We start from the raw sequence: 18,219 nt of genomic DNA, 5'->3' as shown, positions 1-18,219 counted from the left end.
TGCTACGTCGCGTTAGGGATTTCGGCAAGCAAAGAGAGGCCGGAGATGGTTGCATCGCAAACAGCAGTCACGCGGCCTGCCACGACCGTGCTCGAGCGGAGCGAGACCGTACGACAGCGCCTGGTCGCGATCGGCGGCATTCTCGGCGCGCTCGCCGCCTCGTCCTGCTGCATCATTCCGCTCGTGCTGTTCAGCCTCGGCGTCGGCGGCGCGTGGATCGGCAATCTGACGGTGCTCGCGCCATACAAGCCGCTCTTCGTCGCCGGAACGGCAGGCCTTCTCGGATATGGCTTCTATCTCGTCTACTGGAAGCCACGGCGGGCCTGCGCCAATGATGCTGCCTGCGCACGTCCGATCCCCAGCCGTCTCGTACAACTCGGGCTCTGGATCGCGACCGTGCTCGTGATCGCCGCCTTCGCCTTCGATTACGTCGCCCCGCTGCTGCTCCGCGTCTGACACCAAGAGGAGACCTGTCCCATGAAGAAGAGCTTGGGCGCTTTCGCCCTGTTCGCGTCGATGCTGATAGCGCCGGCTGCCGTTGCCGCCGAACGCGCCATCACCTTCGCTGTCGACAACATGACCTGCGCCTCCTGTCCCTATATCGTGAAGACGTCGATGGCGGCGGTCCCGGGCGTCACGGCGGTGGCCGTCTCCTTCGAAGCCAAGACCGCGACCGTGACCTTCGACGACGCGAAGACGACACCGGATGCCATCGCGGCCGCCAGTATGAATGCCGGCTATCCCGCCCGCCCGATGCCGCAGCGAGGCAGTTGACATGAATGACCTGATACGCACAGGCGCTGCCGGCGCCGTGATTGCCGCGATCTGCTGCGCCGTGAGACGACGATCCACAAGGAAGGCGTAAAAGCCGTGAACGATTGCTGCGTATCCTCCTCGCCCCTGCACAAAGGCGTCTGCTTCCGCATGCGCGACACTGCCGAGCTATGCCGTGCGGCCGGGCGTGACGTTTCCGGACTGGTCGGTGGTCACGTCGCCGGCGGCCCAGGACGCCCTGCTGGCTATGGTCGGGTCCGACCATGTGCTCAATCGCTGAAGCGGCTATGATCCTGCCACGGACGACATTCGCGTTACGCTGCTTAGGCTCTATGCCGAACTCGGGCGAGCGCCGACCCAAGGCGTCATCGCCAGGCACGTGGGTCTGCGTGAGGCGGCCGTCCCGCGGTTGCTCGAGGAACTCCGCCGTCGCGACCTGGTCGTGCTCGACGGTGCGCGGATCGTCGGCGCCTATCCCTTCACCGATCGAGACACGGGCCACCGGGTCACGCCGGACGGACGCGTTCTCAATGCCATGTGCGCGGTCGATGCGCTCGGCATCTGCGCCATGACCAACCACGACGTCGCGGTTGCATCGCGCTGCCGCCACTGTGGCGCATCGATCCGGATCACCACGCAGGACCACGGCCTGGCATTGGCCCAGATCGAGCCGGGGACGGCGGTCATGTGGCAGAATATTCGCTATGAAGGCGCGTGCGCGGCGACTTCGCTATGCGCCACGACCGCCTTCTTCTGTTCGGATGACCATCTTTCCGCCTGGCGCCGTGAACAGGCTGCGGACGATGACGGATTTCGGCTGTCGATCCCAGAAGGTCTGGAGGCCGGTCGGGCTCTCTTCGGGCCGAGCCTGGCCGGCATTGATGCAGCAGAACACAGCGACGGCAGTATCGGGACTGGCAGCACATCACGACCGGCCGGCCCGGCACCGACGATCAGCCCATTGGCAAACCGCTCCTTCCGCGTGAGCGGTCGCAACGGCGGCGCCTACGACCTTGCCGTCGTCGGCGCCGGCTCGGCCGGCTTTTCGGCCGCGATCACGGCCGCCGATCAGGGGGCGCAGGTAGCCCTTATCGGTAGCGGGACCGTCGGCGGCACCTGCGTCAATATTGGCTGCGTCCCGTCGAAGACCCTGATCCGCGCTGCGGAGACGCTCCACAATGCCCGAGCCGCCGTGCGCTTTGCCGGCATCACGGCCGACGCCGAACTGATCGACTGGCGCGGAACTGTTCGTCAGAAGAACGCTCTCGTTTCCGATCTGCGTCAGGCCAAGTACATCGACCTGCTGCCGGCCTACAATCGTATCGCCTACAGCGAGGGCGCGGCACGACTCGCAAACGGCGGCGTAGACGTGAACGGCGCGCGCATTCCCGCTAGCAAGATCATCGTCGCGACCGGGGCTCGGCCGGCGGTCCCCGCCATTCCGGACATCGAGGCTGTGCCGTACCTGACCAGCACGACTGCGCTCGACCTCGAGGAGCTGCCGAAGTCGCTGCTCGTCATCGGTGGCGGCTACATCGGGGCGGAGCTTGCTCAGATGTTCGCGCGAGCCGGCGTCAAGGTGACGCTCGTGTGCCGGTCCCGCCTGCTGCCGGAGGCCGAGCCCGAGATCGGCGCGGCGCTGACGGGGTACTTCGAAGACGAAGGCATCACCGTGGTCTCCGGCATCGCCTACCGCGCGATCCGAAAGACTGACAAGAGAATTGCGCTCAACGTCGCACGCGATGGCCAGGATGTTGCGATCGACGCCGATCAGGTCCTCCTGGCCACAGGCCGCACGCCCAACATCGAAGGCCTTGGGCTGGCCGAGCGCGGCGTCGCCGTCTCGCCGAGGGGCGGCATCGTCGTCGACGACCGCATGCGTACGACGGAAGCCGGCATTTATGCCGCCGGCGACGTTACCGGCCGCGACCAGTTTGTCTACATGGCCGCCTACGGCGCCAAGCTCGCCGCCAGGAACGCCCTCAACGGCGACAGGCTGCGCTACGACAACAGCGCTATGCCAGCCATCGTATTCACCGATCCGCAGGTAGCGAGCGTCGGGTTGACCGAGGCTGCGGCGCGCGCGGCCGGGTACGCCGTTCGCGCCTCGACGATCGGTCTCGACCAGGTGCCGCGTGCGCTTGCCGCACGCGACACCCGCGGCCTGATCAAGCTCGTCGCCGATGCCGGCAGCGGCCGCTTGCTCGGCGCACATGTCCTCGCGCCCGAAGGCGCCGACAGCATCCAGACCGCGACGCTCGCGATAAAGCAAGGACTCACCGTCGACGACCTCGCCGACACGATCTTTCCGTATCTCACCACTGTCGAGGGCCTGAAGCTCGCGGCGCTGTCGTTTCACAAGGACATCGCCAAGCTGTCTTGTTGTGCCGGCTGAACACCGCCAGATTGCGCCGGTAGCGCCAAAAGCGTCGCCGTGCGGCTAATTTTAGTCGATTTTTAATGTTTTTTCGCCGCGCCTCTGGACAAGGCGAATCACCTTTGATTCTTTAGTGACGATTCGGAAGTGCGGCGTTGCCGGATCGTCAAGCGGGACAGAAAATCGGGGAGTGCCATTTATGGCGAAGGCGGACGCGTGGGGCGCGCCCGGTGGGACGGCGTTTGAGCGTCGCGAGGCGCGAAGCGACGGTCTCGCTGGCAATACGCGGCTCATCGCCGAACCTGCCTACCGACGGCTGCTGGCAGCCGAGCCGCTGTTGCGGCGATCGATACCGGCCCTCATCATCATCTTTCTGTTGATCATCGCAGTACTGCGCTTTCTGTCGCTGATGAACGAGCGCGACGAGATCGAGCGCGACGCCAAGGCGATCCTTGCGCTGGCCGCCGGCCAACTGGCCAGTTCGATCGCCGCCGACGCGACCATGGTTTCCGCGCCCGGCGCGATCCAGGACCTGCTGGAGAGCACCGGTCGTCAGGGCGCGATGGGCCGAAGCCACGTACTGGCGATCACCGACAGTGCCTTCAAGATCATTGCCGTATCGCCGCAGTCGATGCACTGGGAGGGGCGATCGCTCGATGGCGTCGTGCAGGGCGGGCAGCCGCTATTCATGTTCGGCGACCGCGCCGGGGTGATGGAGGTCAGCATCGGCGGACAGGACTGGTACGCGGCAGTGAGCCTGGCGAATGGCCGAAGGGGTGCCGCGGCAGCGTTCGTGCCGCAGGAGGCAGTTTTTGACGCCTGGCGCAAGACCGTCTCGCTCAACGTCACGCTGTTCGTGCTGACGGCTGGTGTGCTGATCGTCATCCTCTACGCCTATTTCGGCCAGGCAGCGCGTGCCCAGGCCGCCGACCGCATCTATCTCGAAGCCCACCAGCGCATCGACATGGCGCTGGTGCGCGGCCGCTGCGGCCTGTGGGACTGGGACATGGTGCGCGGCAAGATGTATTGGTCGCGCTCGATGTACGACATGCTGGGCTACGAGCCTTGCGACACGATGCTGTCGTTCGGCGAAGTCGACGAAATCATTCATCCCGAGGACGGCGATTTGTTCGAACTCGCCAATAGGATCGTCACACGCGAGATCGACCATATCGACCAGGTGTTCCGGATGCGCCATGCCGACGGGCAATGGGTTTGGATGCGGGCAAGAGCACAGGTTATCGACCCGGAAGCGCCGGAGATCCAGCTGATCGGCATCGCCGTCGACGTCACCGAGCAGCGGCATCTGGCGCTGCGCTCCGAAGCCGCGGACCTGCGCCTGAGGACGGCCATCGAAAACATCAACGAATCCTTCGTCTTGTGGGATTCGTCCGAGCGCCTGATCATGTGCAATTCCAAATACCAGCAGGACAACGGCCTGTCGGATCGCGACGTGATGCCGGGCGCCCCGCGCGCCGTGCTGGAAGAACGCATGCTGGCCTTCGCCTCGGAGCGGCGGCTTGCCAACACCAACGGGCCGCAGGGGGGCGTGACCTTCGAGCGCCAGCTTGCCGACGGCCGCTGGCTGCAGGTGAACGAGTTGCGGACAAGGGACGGCGGCACCGTCTCGGTCGGCTCAGACATCACCCAGATCAAGCTGCACCAGGAGAAGCTGGTCGACAGCGAGCGCCGGCTGATGGCGACAATCCACGACCTCAGCCTTGCCCGCCGCGCGGAAGAAGAACGGGCTCGTGAGCTCGTCGAGCTCAATCGCAAATACATGAAGGAAACCGAACGGGCCGAAGCGGCAAACCGGGCCAAATCCGAATTCCTGGCCAACATGTCGCATGAGTTGCGCACCCCGCTCAACGCGATCATCGGCTTCTCGGAACTGATGGAACGGCGGCTGTTCGGGCCGCTGGGTTCGCCGCGCTACGAAGAGTATGCCACCGACATCAACGGCAGCGGCAAATATCTTCTCGGTGTGATCAATGACATCCTCGACATGTCGAAGATCGAGGCCGGCCAGTTCGCGCTGGACCAGGAAGAAATCGATCTCTGCCCGCTTATCAGGGAAACGGTTCGCGTCGTTTCCCTGCAGGCGGCGGAAAAATCGATCACCGTCGAAACCCGCATCGCCGATTCGCTGACGCTGTTCGCCGACCGCAGGGCGATCAAGCAGATCCTCATCAACCTTCTGTCCAATGCAGTGAAGTTCACCGGGCAAGGCGGCCACATCTCGGTCAGAGCCCGCAGCATTTCCAGCGCGCTGATCCTGACGATCGAGGACAATGGCTGCGGCATCCCGAAGGCGGCGCTGAGCAAGCTCGGGAGGCCATTCGAACAGGTGCAGAACCAGTTCTCCAAGAGCCATGCCGGCTCCGGCCTCGGCCTCGCCATCTCGCGCTCGCTGGCCGAGCTTCAGGGCGGCGCGTTGAAGATCCGCTCGACCGAAAGCGTCGGCACGATCGTCTCGGTACGCATTCCGATCAAGAAAGCCGCGCAGGCGGTCAGGGCGGCTGCCTGAACGACAAAATAAGTCTCCGGCGGCGCGTGCCGCCGGAGCGTTTCCAATTTTCACTGCACGCCGTCAGCGCCACCATCGCCCTCGCCGTCCCATTGGCGGTGACGGCCGGGACCCTTCGGCAGTTCGTTTTTCTCGATCTTACCGTCATTGTCGCGGTCGAGCATGGCGAAGACCTTCTTCTGGCGGCTGGTGATGTCGTCGGCGGTCAGCGTGCCGTCGCCCTTGGTGTCGTAACGGGCGATGATGCGCCTGGCCATCTGCTCGAAGCGCGCCTTCTCCAGCGCGTCGGCGAGCTGTGCCACGGTCAGCTTGCCGCCATTGTCAGCGACCATCTTCTTCAGCCGCGCGTTCATGGCGTCGGAGAACTGGTCGAAGGTGATGGTGCCGTCATTGTCCTTCATGACCTTGCCGAGGCGCATCATCATGCCGTCGCGCGGCCCGGCGCCGGAGTGCTCGTCTGCATAGGCTGCCGTGCCGACGGCGCCGGCCAGGGCTGCGAAAACGAGTGCAAGTCTGGTTGTCTTTCTCATGGTCTTCTCCTGTTGCATCGTCACCCCCGATGCTAGAGCGGCGGACCTTCAATCCCCTGCTCTATCTCTTTGATTGAACATCGGAACCTCCCAAAAAAGGTCGCAATTTTGGGTCCGATGCTCTCGCCCGTACGGCTGGTTGCCGTCAGGGTTGTTTCGCACGAAGCAGAAGGTCGAAATCCTTTCTGACCTTCTGCGACGTCTCCTTGAGGTGCGCTTCAAGCACACCGAAATCCGGCAGGTCGGTGACCGCAAGAAGCAGATCGGAAAGTCCTGGCGGAACGTCGTCGCGTTCGAACGCGCCGGTGAGGCAAAGCCGTATCATCTGGGTCAGCGCCAGATAGAGCGAATAGGCATCCACCAGTTCCTGCCTGACCTGGGCGCTGGCGAAATCCGGCGCCAGCCGCGACAGGACCTCAGCCGTGCCGGTGGCCCTGCGGCCGGCTTCGATCTTTCCCGTGATCAGCGCAACCTGGGCAATGAATTCAAGATCGATGAGGCCGCCCGGGATCAGCTTGATGTCCCAGGGATCGCGCGGCGGCTTCTCCTTGCCGATCATGGCGCGCATCTCGGATGCCTCGGCCATCACCTTGGCTGGATCGCGCTGCAGAGCGAGCACTGCGGCAACTTCCCCTTCGACCTCGCGGCAGAGCTCGGCATCCCCGCCGATCGCGCGGGCCCGCGCCAGCGCCATGTGCTCCCACGTCCAGGCGTCCTGGCGCTGATACTTCTTGAAGGCATCGACATGCGTGGCCACCGGCCCCTTGTTGCCGGACGGCCGCAGGCGAAGGTCGACCTCGTAGAGCACGCCCTCGGCGGTCGGCGCGGAAACGGCGGCGATCAGCCGCTGCGTCAGCCGGCTGTAGTAATGCGACGGGGCAAGCGGCTTGTCGCCGTCGGACTCCTCGGCATCGGCGTCGTGATCGTAGAGCAGGATGAGGTCGACGTCGGAACCTGCCGTCAGTTCGCGGCTGCCGAGCTTGCCCATGCCGAGCAGCGCCACCCTGCCGCCGGCAATATAGCCGTGACGCAATGCGAATTCCGCCATTACCGCCTGCAACGCCGCCTCGATGGTCAGGTCGGCGAGATCGGAAAAAGCGCGGCCGGCGCGCGGTGGGTCGATCGACCCGGCAAGCAGTCTGACGCCGATCAGGAATTTTTGCTCCGAAGCAAAGATGCGCAGCCGGTCGAGCACGTCTTCATAGGCCCTATCGCCTTCGAGGAAGGCGGCAAGGCGCGCCGACAGATAGGCGCGGTTGGGCAGTTCGCTCAGCAGCGCCGGATCGAGCAGGCCATCGAAGACATGCGGCCGGCGCGTGATGATGGCGGCTAGCCGCGGTGCCGCGCCCATTATCGTCGCCATCAGCTTCAGCAAGGCCGGATTCGACTGCAGCAGCGAAAACAGCTGGATGCCGGCAGGCAGGCCGGCAAGGAATTCGTCGAAGCGGATCACCGCCTCGTCCGCTCGCCGCGTCTGGCCGAAGGCTTGCAGCAGCGCCGGCGTCAGTTCGGTCAGCCGCTCGCGCGCTTCCGCCGACCGGGTGACGCGGTAGCGGCCGAAGTGCCAGCCGCGGATAACCCGGCAGATGTCGCTCGGCCGCTGGAAGCCGAGCCGCTGCAGGGTCTGCAAGGTATCGGGATCGTCGACGTCGCCGGTAAAGACCAGATTTCCGATGCCGGCCGAAAGCTCCGGCGCGGTTTCGAACAGCGCTGCATAGTGGCGCTCGACCTGGTGGAGTGCGGCGCGGAACGTTTCGGCAAAGCCAGCCGCATCGGCAAAGCCCAGCATGCGGGCGACGCGCTCCAGCCCCTCTTCGTCCTCCGGCAGGATATGCGTCTGCTGGTCGGCAACCATCTGGATGGCGTGTTCGACGCGGCGCAGGAACCAGTATTGCCTGGTGAGCGCATCGCGCGCGTCGGCGGTGATCCAGCCGCGCGTGGCGAGCTCGCCGAGCATCGGCACGGTCTCGCGGCCGCGCAGTTCGGGAAAGCGGCCGCCGGCGATGAGCTGCTGGGTCTGGACGAAGAACTCGATCTCACGGATGCCGCCGCGACCGAGCTTGACGTTGTGGCCTTTGACCGCGACCTCGCCATGGCCCTTGTGGGCGTGGATCTGGCGCTTGATCGAATGGACGTCGGCAATCGCCGCATAGTCCATGTATTTGCGCCAGATATAGGGCTGCAGTTCCTTCAGGAACGCGGCGCCGGCGGCAACATCGCCGGCCACTGGGCGCGCCTTGATCATGGCGGCGCGCTCCCAGTTCTGGCCGCGCGCCTCATAATAGCGCAGCGCCGCCTCGACCGGGATCGCCAGCGGCGTCGAGCCGGGGTCGGGACGAAGCCTGAGATCGGTACGGAAGACGTAACCGTGCTCGGTGCGGTCCTGGAGGATACGGACCAGCCGGCGGGTCAGGCGCGAAAACAGCTCTGTGGCATCGAGCGGATCGACGACGGCAGGCGCATCGGGGTCGAAGAAGACGACGAGGTCGATGTCGGAGGAGAAGTTCAGCTCATGCGCGCCGAGCTTGCCCATGCCGAGCAGAATCCAGCCCGAGCGTCGCGCCGGATTTTTGGGATCTGGCAATCGGAGCTTGCCCTGCTCATGCGCGTCGCGGAGCAGGAAATCGACGGCCGCACGCGTGCAGGCGTCGGCAAGCTCGCTTAGTCGCCGCACCGTCAGCGAGGTCTCGGCCTCGCCGGCGAGATCGGCCAAGGCGATCAGGAAATGCGCCTCCGCCTTGCATTGGCGCAGCTCCATCATCAGGCTGCTTTCGGAGACGGCCTCTGCGCGTGCTGCCTTGTCGACCGCGGCGCCGATCGATGACAGCCGCGCCTCGACCGTCCCGTCGAAAAGCGCATCGAGTATCCGCGGCCGGCGGCGCGCCGTATCGCGCAGGAACGGTGATAGGTCGAACACGGCGGCGAGGAAATCCTGGACGACCCCCTCGCCGGCCAGAAATTTCGCCAGTCGCGGCAGTTCTTTTTGCCGCGCGGCGTCGGCGATCTCCGACAATTCCTGCCTGGCGCGGCTTGCATCCAGCGGAACGAGCTTTAGCGCGGGCTTCAACAGCCAGTCCGCTTCCAGGCGTCGCACTGCCATCCTCGCCACCATCAGCGATCCTCCCGCCCGGGAAAACTCATGACAACCGACAATCCGGGATTGCCGGGCAGAAGCTCAAGCCGTCCATTGTGGAACGTCATGATCGCCTTGGCGAGGCTCAAGCCAAGGCCGGAACCCGGCTGCGAGCGGCTCTTTTCCAGCCGCACGAAACGCTCGGTCACCCTGGCGCGGTCGACATCGTCAGGAATACCCTGGCCGTTGTCGGAAACGGCGAGCCTGATCTCGCCACCGACACGCTCCAGCGTCACGCGAACCGTAGGCCTGGACGTCGAGTCGGTCGAATATTTGATCGCGTTGTCGACGATGTTGGACAGCGCCTGGCCGATCAGCTCGCGATTGCCGTTGACGACGAAAGAACCTTGCACCGAAGATTCGAGCGTCACGCCCGCCTCCTCCGCCACCGGCTCGTAGAGTTCGACAACGTCGTGCACGGCAGCGGCCAGGTCGACCCTGGTGGTGCTTTCGGAGGAATAGCCGGCCTCCAGCCGCGAGATCATCAGGATGGCGTTGAAGGTCTTTATCAGCTGATCGGATTCGGCGATCGTTCCTTCCAGCGCCTGCCGGTAGTCGCTGGCGTTGTGCTTGCCGGAAAGCGTCGCCTCGGCGCGATTGCGCAGCCTGGTCAGCGGCGTTTTCAGGTCGTGGGCGATGTTGTCGGAGACCTGCTTCAGCCCCTCGTTCAGCGTGCCGATCCTGGCCAGCATGGAATTGAGGTTTTCCGACAGCCGGTCGAACTCGTCGCCGGCGCCGGTGACCGGCAGCCGGCCGGAAAGATCGCCACCCATGATGCGGCGGCTCGCCTCCGACACGCTGTCGATGCGCTTCAGCGCCGCGCGCCCGACGAAGAACCAGATCAGCAGCCCGCCGACGCCCATCATGCCGAGCGCCAGCATCAGAGCGCGGCGAATGACGGCGCGGAAGCGCTCCGGCTCGCCGAGGTCGCGGCCGACCAGCATGATCATCTGGTTGGGCAGGCGCAGCACCAGGGCAATGGCGTTATGGCCCTTCTCGCCTTCGGCCTGTACTTCGCTCTGGGCGGGTTCGTTCGGGTCGGAGACCGGGTTGCGCTGCCGCTCGAGCTCGCCCTCGCCGAAGCGGCGGTAGGAGAACGGCTCGGTGGTCCAGCCCTCGGTCTCGATCACGCCCGGCTCCAGGCTCTGCACGTTGCCGGTCAGGATCTGGCCGTTGGCATCGGCAATCAGATAGAGATTGGCGCCGGGCTGGCGGGAGCGCTGCTCGACGACGCGGACCAGCACCGGCAGGCCGCCGCGCTGATAGGCGCGGGCAAGGCCGAGCACCTCGTCGTTGATCGTCTCCTGCGTCTGGGCGGTCAGCATGCGCGCCGACAGCGAGGTCATGTACAAGACCAGCAACACCGCGCACAGCGCAAAAAGCAGAAGATAAAGCGCTGAAAGCCGCGCTGCCGTCGTCCTCATGATGGCCGGCACGGAAAGAGCCATGGGATTCTAGCCGCTTTTCAGCATATAGCCGGCGCCGCGAACCGTGTGCAGGATCGGCTTGTCGAAGCCCTTCTCTATCTTGCCTCGCAGCCGCGAGATATGAACGTCGATGACGTTGGTCTGCGGATCGAAATGGTAGTCCCAGACATTCTCGAGCAGCATGGTGCGCGTCACCACCTGGCCGGCGTGGCGCATCAAATATTCGAGCAGGCGGAACTCGCGCGGCTGCACCGTTATCTCGCGCCCGGCGCGCCGCACCGAGTGCGACAGCCGGTCGAGTTCGAGATCGCCGACCCGGTAGACGGTTTCGGCTTCCCTGGCGCTGGCGCGGCGGTTCAGCACCTCGACGCGGGCGAGCAGTTCGGAAAAGGCGTAGGGTTTGGTCAGATAGTCGTCGCCGCCGGCGCGCAGACCGGTGACCCGGTCGTCGACTTCGCCGAGCGCCGACAGGATCAGCACGGGCGTCGTATTGCCTCTGGACCTGAGCCCGGCGATGACGGACAGGCCGTCGCGGCGCGGCATCATGCGGTCGACGACCATGACGTCATAGTCGCCGGAATCGGCGAGCGCGAAGCCGGTTTCGCCGTCGCCCGCGACATGGGCGGTATGGCCGGCCTCGGCGAACGCCTTCTGCAGATAGTCGGCTGCCTCGCGATCGTCTTCTATGACGAGAATCTTCATAGAACCGTTATACGCGATTTCGCTGGAAGATTGAGTGGCCGGCATATGCATCGTGGCCTTCTCCATGGCGTATCGCGAACAAAGTGATTCAGGGATACGCGGTAAGTCTTTGTTTTAGCATGTCGTAGCCTAAAACCGCTTCACGCCTTGAGCGGCATGTTCGAGCGGCAGCGGGCGATGGGAAGCCCGCTGCCGCTGGGGCGGAACACGATGACTGACTAACGCATTCAGGCCCCGTGCTTTCCCGTGCGGCGGCTCGGGGGTGTTGAAAACCGCCGCTCCGGAAAAGTCGAACCGGTCGTCAGCCCTTGGCGACAGGCAGCGCGACGAAGCGGTTGCTGTCGTCGCGGGTGATCTGCATCAGCACCGCCTTGCGGCCGGACTTCACCGCGTCGGCCATCGCCTTGTCGACGTCGCCGGTGCCGGTCACTTCCGTCGAATTGACGGAGGTGATGACGTCGCCGGGCTGGATGCCGCGATCGGCGGCATCGCTGTCGGGGTCGACGTCGGTCACCACAAGGCCCTTGCCATTGTCGGACTTGGTGACGGTCAGGCCGAGATCGGCGAGCGTGTCGGTCTTCGGCGCGGGGGCAGGCTGCTGGTCGGCCGAGGCCTGCTTGTCGCTCGACGGCAGCTTGCCGAGATCGACCTTGACCGCCTCGCTCTTGCCGTTGCGCCACACTGTGACATCGACCGATTTGCCGGGCGGGTAAGCGCCGATCAGACGGGCGAGTTCCTTCGGCGAAGCAACGTCCTTGCCGTCCACCTGGGTGATCACGTCACCGGCGGTGATGCCGGCCTTCTTGCCGGGACCATTGTCCTGCGCGCTGGCAACGAGCGCGCCCTTGCCGGACCCAAGGCCAAGCGACTCGGCGATTTCGGGGGTGACCGGCTGGATCTCGACGCCGAGCCAGCCGCGCTGCACGGTGCCGTTCTTCATCAGATCCTGCACGACCTGCTTGGCGGTCGAAGCGGGAATGTCGAAGGCAATGCCGACGCTGCCGCCCGACGGCGAGAAGATCGCGGTGTTGATGCCGACGACCTGGCCGTTGAGGTTGAAGGTCGGGCCGCCCGAATTGCCGCGGTTTACCGAGGCGTCGATCTGGATGAAGTCGTCATAGGGGCCGGCGCCGATATCGCGGCCGCGGGCCGAAACGATGCCTGCGGTAACCGTGCCGCCGAGGCCGAACGGATTGCCGACAGCCACCACCCAGTCGCCGACGCGAACCTTGGAATCATCGGCGAAGTCGACATAGGTAAACTTGCTGCCGTCATCGACCTTGAGCACGGCAAGATCGGTGCGCGGATCGGTGCCGATCAACTTGGCGTCGAGTTCCTTGCCGTCATTGGTCACCACGGTGAAGGCGGTGCCCTCCTCGACAACATGGTTGTTGGTGACGAGATAGCCGTCATCGGAGATGAAGAAGCCGGACCCTTGCGCCACCGGCCGCGGCTGGTCGTTGTTGCGGTCACGGTGTCCAAAACGGCGCATTCCGTTCGGGCCCTGATCGCCGCCCTGATCGCCAAAGCCGCGGAATTCGCGGAAGAACCGGCGCAGCTGCGGGTTGTCGGGAAGATTGCCTAGGCCGTCCTCGTCGTCCATCTGGCCGGAACCGTCATCGGCCGTCGACTGGATCTTGGCCTTGACGCGCACGCTGACGACCGCCGGAGAAACGCGCTCGACCACATCGGCGAAGCTTGGGACCTGCGGTGCCTCGACACGCACGGCGTCGGCCAGCACCGGGGCTGTCCCGGTGGCAACAGCACCAAAGCCGATCGCGCCGGCAATGGCCAGGGATGCGGCTGCGGCCAGCAGGCGTTTGCGGGTGCGAAGATATGAATTGGGGGCAACATTCATGGTTCTCGTATCCTCTTTTCAAGGGACGCCCCTTGATTGGCATCCTCGACAAAGGAAATAGCGAGCCGCACATTACGGCGCCATTTCCGGTACATGAAACTTTCGTAATGTATCACCGACAAAGGCGCATAAATCTCTGGTCGTGCCCGTCCGGTGCCCTATCAATTCAGCACAAGGCTTTCACTGTGACAGCAAACGCCACCATGACGATTCGGGTTTCGTCCGAAACCAAGCTGAAGCTTGAGCAGATCGCCGCTGTCACTCGGCGCAGTAAATCCGTCCTCGCGGCCGAGGCGGTTTCGGCCTATGTCGATCGCGAGCTTGAGATCATCGAAGGTATCAAAGGCGGCATGGCCGACGCGGCAGCCGGCCGCGTCATGTCCCACGACGAAGCCATGGTGGAAATCGACGCCATCATCGAAGCGGTGGAAGCCAGGCGCGCGGACAAGGCGTGAAGCGGTCGTCGCCCGGTCGCGCGAAGCACTGGACGACGTTAAACAGCAAGTCGCCTTCGTCGCACGAGAGAGCCCGGCCGCCAGACACGTCGCGCGACTGGCCGCCGGAGGAATGGCCGGATTAGCGGACTAGCTATCCAGCATCTTGTCCAGCGCCGCCTGTTCCTCGGCAGTTAACGCAGCCGTCGCCGTCGAGCGGCGCGAGCGGGCGGCCAGCAGGATGAACGTCCCGCCAACGAGCAGCAGAAGAACTGGCGTCCCCCAGAGCAAGACATTGCGCAGATTGAAGCGTGGCTTCAGCAGCACGAACTCGCCGTAGCGCGAAACGACATAGTCCATCACCTGCTGGTCGGTATCGCCAGCGACCAGGCGCTGCCGCACAAGGATGCGCAGGTCGCGGGCGAGGTCGGCATCGGACTCGTCGATCGACTGGTTCTGGCAGACCATGCAGCGCAGGCCTTCCGACAAAGCGCGCGCCCGCGCCTCGAGCGCCGGGTCGGCGAGCACTTCGTCGGGCTTGACCGCCTGCGCGGCGCCGGCGAACAACAGCGCCAGCAGCAGGATCAGCGAGGCCAGTGTGACCCTTCTCATTGTGGGCTCGCCGATGGCACGGCGGCCGCGGCCTTGCGGCGCGACGGTGCGCCGACGCGCAGGCGGCGGTCGAGCAGCGACATCGCCGCCCCCGCCATCATCACCAGTCCGCCGCCCCAGATCAGCGTCACCAGCGGCTTCCACCACAGACGAACGACGACGGAGCCATCGCTGGCCTCGTCGCCAAGCGAGAGATAAAGCTGGCTGAAGCCGATCGTCTTGATGCCGGATTCGGTCGTGGTCATCTGGCGCACCGGATATGAGCGCTTGGCCGAAATGATCTCGCCGGTGACGCTGCCGTCGGCGCCAAGCAGGGCGAAGCGGCCGCGATCCTCACTGTAGTTAGGCCCCTGGGCCGGGTAGAGCCCCTCGAAGCGCAGCTTGTGGCCGGACAGTTCGACGGTCTCGCCGGCATGCATCGCCAAGATTTTTTCGGTGCCGAAGCAAAGCGTGCCGACAATGCCGAGCGTCGTCAGGCCGAGGCCGAGATGCGCAAGCGCTGTGCCGAAGACCGAGCGCGGCAGGCCGGCGAAGCGCCTGAGCATGGCGGCGGGCGCGACGGTGCCGAAGCCGGATTTGACGGCAAGGTCGGTGAGCGCGCCGCAGATCAGCCAGAAGGCAAGGCCGACACCGAGTGCCGCCAACACCGAAGCGCCATCGATGAACAGGGCCGTCACCAGCACGGCGAGCAGCGCCGCCGCGAAAGCCGCCATCAGACGCTGGGCGACCGCGAAAACGTCGCCGCGCTTCCAGGCGAGCAATGGCCCGAACGGCACGACGACTAGCAGCGGCACCATCAGCGGGCCGAATGTCAGGTTGAAGAACGGCGCGCCTACCGAGATCTTGTCGGCAGACAGGGCTTCGACGGCGAGCGGGTAGAGCGTGCCGACCAGCACGGTGGCGGTGGCGGTGGTCAGGAACAGATTGTTCAGCACCAGCGCGCCTTCGCGCGAGATCGGGTGAAACAGGCCGCCGGCCGTCAGCCGGGAGGCGCGCAAGGCAAACAGCGCCAGCGAGCCGCCGATGAACAGCGTCAGGATGCAGAGGATGAACACGCCACGCGTCGGATCGGTGGCGAATGCGTGCACCGAGGTCAGCACGCCGGATCGCACCAGGAAGGTGCCGAGCAGCGACAGCGAGAACGTCAGGATCGCCAGAAGCAGCGTCCAGATCTTCAGCGCCGAGCGCTTTTCCATGACGATCGCCGAATGCAGCAGCGCCGTGCCCGCCAGCCACGGCATGAAGGATGCGTTCTCGACCGGATCCCAGAACCAGAAGCCGCCCCAGCCGAGCTCGTAATAGGCCCAGTAGGAGCCCATGGCGATGCCGCCGGTGAGGAACATCCAGGCAACCAATGTCCACGGCCTTACCCAGCGCGCCCACGAAGCGTCGATGCGGCCCTCGATGAGGGCGGCGACCGAGAAGGAAAAGCAGATCGAGAAACCGACATAGCCGAGATAGAGCAGCGGCGGATGGATGGCGAGGCCGAGGTCCTGCAGGATCGGGTTGAGATCGCGGCCTTCGATAGGCGCCGGATTGAGCCTGACGAACGGGTTCGACGTCGTTAGGATGAACAGGAAGAAAGTGGCGCCGATCGCTCCCTGCACGGCAAGCACATTGGCCCGGAGCGTCGCCGGAAGATTGCCGCCGAAGACGGCGACAAGCGCGCCGAAGAAGGTCAGGATCAGCACCCAAAGCAGCATCGAACCTTCGTGATTGCCCCAGGTTCCGGTGATCTTGTAGATCAGCGGCTGCAGCGAATGCGAGTTCTCCCAGACGCTCTCGACGGAAAAATCGGAGCCTGCATAGGCGGTTGCCAGCGCCACGAAAGACAGCGCCGTCAAGGCAAAGCCGGTCAGCGCGGCCGGTGCCCCGACGGCCATCATCTTGTGGTTGCCGGTGCGCGCACCGAACAGCGGCACCATCGTCTGCACCAGGGCCAGCGCAAACGCCAGGACCAGGGCGAAATGTCCGGTTTCAACCATTGTCGCCGCGCTCGCTAGATCTTGCCGCAGGTTCTTGCCGCAAAACCGTGGACACCCTCGGGCCAAGCTCGAGGGCAGGCTTTTGCGGAACCTTTCTACTCACTCTTGCTCTCCTGCCATACGCCCTTGGCCTTGAGGCCGTCGGCCACTTCCTTGGGCATATAGGTCTCATCATGCTTGGCCAGCACGCTGTCGGCGACAAAGATCCCGTCAGGGCCAAACGAGCCTTCGGTGATCACGCCTTGCCCTTCCCGGAAGAGGTCGGGAAGAATGCCGGTATAGGTAACCTTGACGTCCTTCTGGTTGTCGGTCACCGAAAAGGCGACGGTGGCGCCTTGGCTACGCTCGACGGTGCCTTTTTCGACGAGACCGCCGAGCCTGATACGCTGGCCCGGCTGAAGACTGGCGGTGGCCAGATCGGCCGGCATGTAGAAATAGGAGGCCTTCTGGCCAAGCGCATAGAAGGTCAGCCCGGTTGCAACACCGAGAAACGCCAGCCCCGCGGCGATCACCGACAGTCGTTTCTGCTTGCGCGTCATCGTCTACTCCGTCGCCGTCACGCCGAGCGAGGCAGCAAAGGCGGTGAATTTCCTGGCCTGGTCACTGTCGGCGCCAAAGACGGCGATACCGCGATTGAGCGCGTCACGCGCCTGATCTGTCTTGCCCAGTACGACATAGGAACGAACGAGCTGCATCCACCCTTCCTCGTCGCGCGGATTTTGCCGAAGCTTTTCGTCGAGGCCGGCAACCATGGTGCTGATCATGGCTTGCCGGTCCTGCGGCGACATCGAGGAAGCAGCATCGATATCCTCGGCGCTCGGCCCTTTCGCAGGCGTTTCCGAAGCTACGCTGCGGGCGGCGGATTCGGCCAGCGCCTGCTCGACGGCACCGCGCCACGGCGAGCCCTGCGGCAAGGCGGCAAGCATCCTTTGCCAGGCCGCCGTGGCTTCAGCTATGCGGCCTTCCTGTGCCATGCCCATGGCGAGATAGAACGAGGCCTTGGGGTTGGCCGGATCGAGCTTCAACGCCGCCTCGAACGCCGCCTGCGCATCGGCTGAGACAATGCCGCCGGCCGCATTGGCGATCGCCTCGCCAAGACCCGCTTGGCGGGCGGCGCTGTCGCCGTCGAGGCGGATGGCGTTGCGATAGGCAGTCACCGCATCGGCGTATCGTTGCATGCGCAGATAGACCGGCGCCAGCACGTCCCAGCCGCGGCCGTCGGATGGGTTGGCCGCCAGGTGCGCCTCGGCGCGGGCTATCAGCTCGTCGACCGAGCTGTCGGCGGGGTTCTTGGCCAGGCGTTCGCTGAGCGGCTGCGACGGCAGGTCAGGTGAGCCGAGCTGGCCATAGAGGCCCCAGCTGACCAGTGGAACAACCAGCACGGCAGCCGTCGCCACCAGCCTTGTCGACCGCGACGGCGGCGTCGCCGTCGCGTCGGCCTGGCCGGCATTGCTCAGGCGAAGGATACGACGGGCGATTTCGGCGCGGGCCTCTTCGGCCTCCATTGGCTGGATCAGGCCACGCGCCATATCGCGGTCGAGCTCGGCCAGCTGGTCGCGATAGACTTCAAGGTCGTGATCGCCGGCAGCGGACGCGTTATTCGAACCGCCGGCCAACGGCAGCAGCACCGCCAGGCTTGCGCCCAGCGTCAGGATTGCGGCTATGACCCAGAACAGCATGGCTCTTCCAATAGAACGAGACCCTTGCCCTGCCAACACAAGCGTGCTGCGACGCTTTGGCGGGACCGCTCCGATCGATAATGCATGTCGCGAAAAGTGTGCAGCGGTATTGCGATAACGACCATGCATCAAACAAGAACCTAAAGCGCATCGCACGAGGCCGGTCGAACGCGCCGCGCTT

14 protein-coding genes are annotated in these 18,219 nt (G+C 64.9%); 5 read left to right on the top strand and 9 right to left on the bottom strand.

Annotated elements, in window-relative coordinates:
* Positions 1–45 precede the first annotated feature (45 nt).
* The 4 genes from AC0L2X_RS03450 to AC0L2X_RS03435 all read left to right on the top strand — a co-directional run bounded on the left by AC0L2X_RS03450 (position 46) and on the right by AC0L2X_RS03435 (position 5,678).
* On the top strand, positions 46–456 hold the full coding sequence (locus AC0L2X_RS03450; RefSeq protein ID WP_473554476.1) for a mercuric transporter MerT family protein: 411 nt from the start codon (positions 46–48) through the stop codon (positions 454–456).
* Positions 457–477: 21 nt separating this feature from the next.
* Positions 478–774 (top strand): heavy-metal-associated domain-containing protein, encoded by a 297-nt coding sequence (locus AC0L2X_RS03445; protein ID WP_352490860.1) that lies wholly within the window; start codon positions 478–480, stop codon positions 772–774.
* A gap of 409 nt (positions 775–1,183) precedes the next feature.
* Entirely contained in the window at positions 1,184–3,169 is a 1,986-nt protein-coding gene (merA, locus tag AC0L2X_RS03440) for a mercury(II) reductase (protein ID WP_473554474.1), read from the top strand.
* A gap of 181 nt (positions 3,170–3,350) precedes the next feature.
* Positions 3,351–5,678 carry a PAS domain-containing sensor histidine kinase gene (locus AC0L2X_RS03435; protein ID WP_473599278.1) on the top strand — a complete coding sequence of 776 codons (2,328 nt, stop codon included), beginning with the start codon at positions 3,351–3,353 and terminating at the stop codon, positions 5,676–5,678.
* A gap of 50 nt (positions 5,679–5,728) precedes the next feature.
* On the opposite strand, the gene AC0L2X_RS03430 is transcribed toward AC0L2X_RS03435, so the two are convergent.
* From AC0L2X_RS03430 to AC0L2X_RS03410, 5 genes are all read right to left on the bottom strand, one after another.
* Positions 5,729–6,208: an EF-hand domain-containing protein gene (locus tag AC0L2X_RS03430; RefSeq protein ID WP_473554470.1), complete on the bottom strand. Its 480-nt coding sequence runs from the start codon at positions 6,206–6,208 to the stop codon at positions 5,729–5,731.
* Positions 6,209–6,353: 145 nt separating this feature from the next.
* Positions 6,354–9,320, bottom strand: a complete 2,967-nt coding sequence (locus AC0L2X_RS03425) for a bifunctional [glutamine synthetase] adenylyltransferase/[glutamine synthetase]-adenylyl-L-tyrosine phosphorylase (protein WP_473554467.1) — start codon at positions 9,318–9,320, stop codon at positions 6,354–6,356.
* Entirely contained in the window at positions 9,320–10,789 is a 1,470-nt protein-coding gene (locus AC0L2X_RS03420) for an ATP-binding protein (protein WP_473554466.1), read from the bottom strand. The genes AC0L2X_RS03425 and AC0L2X_RS03420 overlap by 1 nt, the downstream gene beginning before the upstream one ends.
* 6 nt (positions 10,790–10,795) lie before the next feature.
* Positions 10,796–11,470: a response regulator transcription factor gene (locus AC0L2X_RS03415; protein WP_352469008.1), complete on the bottom strand. Its 675-nt coding sequence runs from the start codon at positions 11,468–11,470 to the stop codon at positions 10,796–10,798.
* Between the two features lie 301 nt (positions 11,471–11,771).
* A complete protein-coding gene (locus tag AC0L2X_RS03410; protein WP_352469002.1) occupies positions 11,772–13,328 on the bottom strand; it encodes a Do family serine endopeptidase in 1,557 nt (518 codons plus the stop codon).
* A 203-nt stretch (positions 13,329–13,531) separates the two neighbouring features.
* Between AC0L2X_RS03410 and AC0L2X_RS03405 the strand changes: the two genes are divergently transcribed.
* The gene (locus AC0L2X_RS03405) at positions 13,532–13,783 is read left to right on the top strand and encodes a CopG family ribbon-helix-helix protein (protein WP_473554807.1); all 252 of its coding nucleotides are present in this window, start codon (positions 13,532–13,534) and stop codon (positions 13,781–13,783) included.
* 129 nt (positions 13,784–13,912) lie between these two features.
* On the opposite strand, the gene AC0L2X_RS03400 is transcribed toward AC0L2X_RS03405, so the two are convergent.
* From AC0L2X_RS03400 to ccmI, 4 genes are all read right to left on the bottom strand, one after another.
* Entirely contained in the window at positions 13,913–14,374 is a 462-nt protein-coding gene (locus AC0L2X_RS03400) for a cytochrome c-type biogenesis protein (protein ID WP_473554465.1), read from the bottom strand.
* On the bottom strand, positions 14,371–16,359 hold the full coding sequence (locus AC0L2X_RS03395) for a heme lyase CcmF/NrfE family subunit (RefSeq protein ID WP_473554462.1): 1,989 nt from the start codon (positions 16,357–16,359) through the stop codon (positions 14,371–14,373). Before AC0L2X_RS03395 ends, AC0L2X_RS03400 begins: the two co-directional genes overlap by 4 nt.
* 95 nt (positions 16,360–16,454) lie before the next feature.
* On the bottom strand, positions 16,455–16,898 hold the full coding sequence (ccmE, locus tag AC0L2X_RS03390) for a cytochrome c maturation protein CcmE (RefSeq protein WP_473554460.1): 444 nt from the start codon (positions 16,896–16,898) through the stop codon (positions 16,455–16,457).
* Between the two features lie 3 nt (positions 16,899–16,901).
* Entirely contained in the window at positions 16,902–18,038 is a 1,137-nt protein-coding gene (gene ccmI, locus AC0L2X_RS03385) for a c-type cytochrome biogenesis protein CcmI (protein ID WP_473554458.1), read from the bottom strand.
* Positions 18,039–18,219: the final 181 nt, after the last annotated feature.

Source organism: Mesorhizobium sp. WSM4828, assembly GCF_055811175.1.
This window is presented reverse-complemented; position numbering and strand designations above follow the sequence as displayed.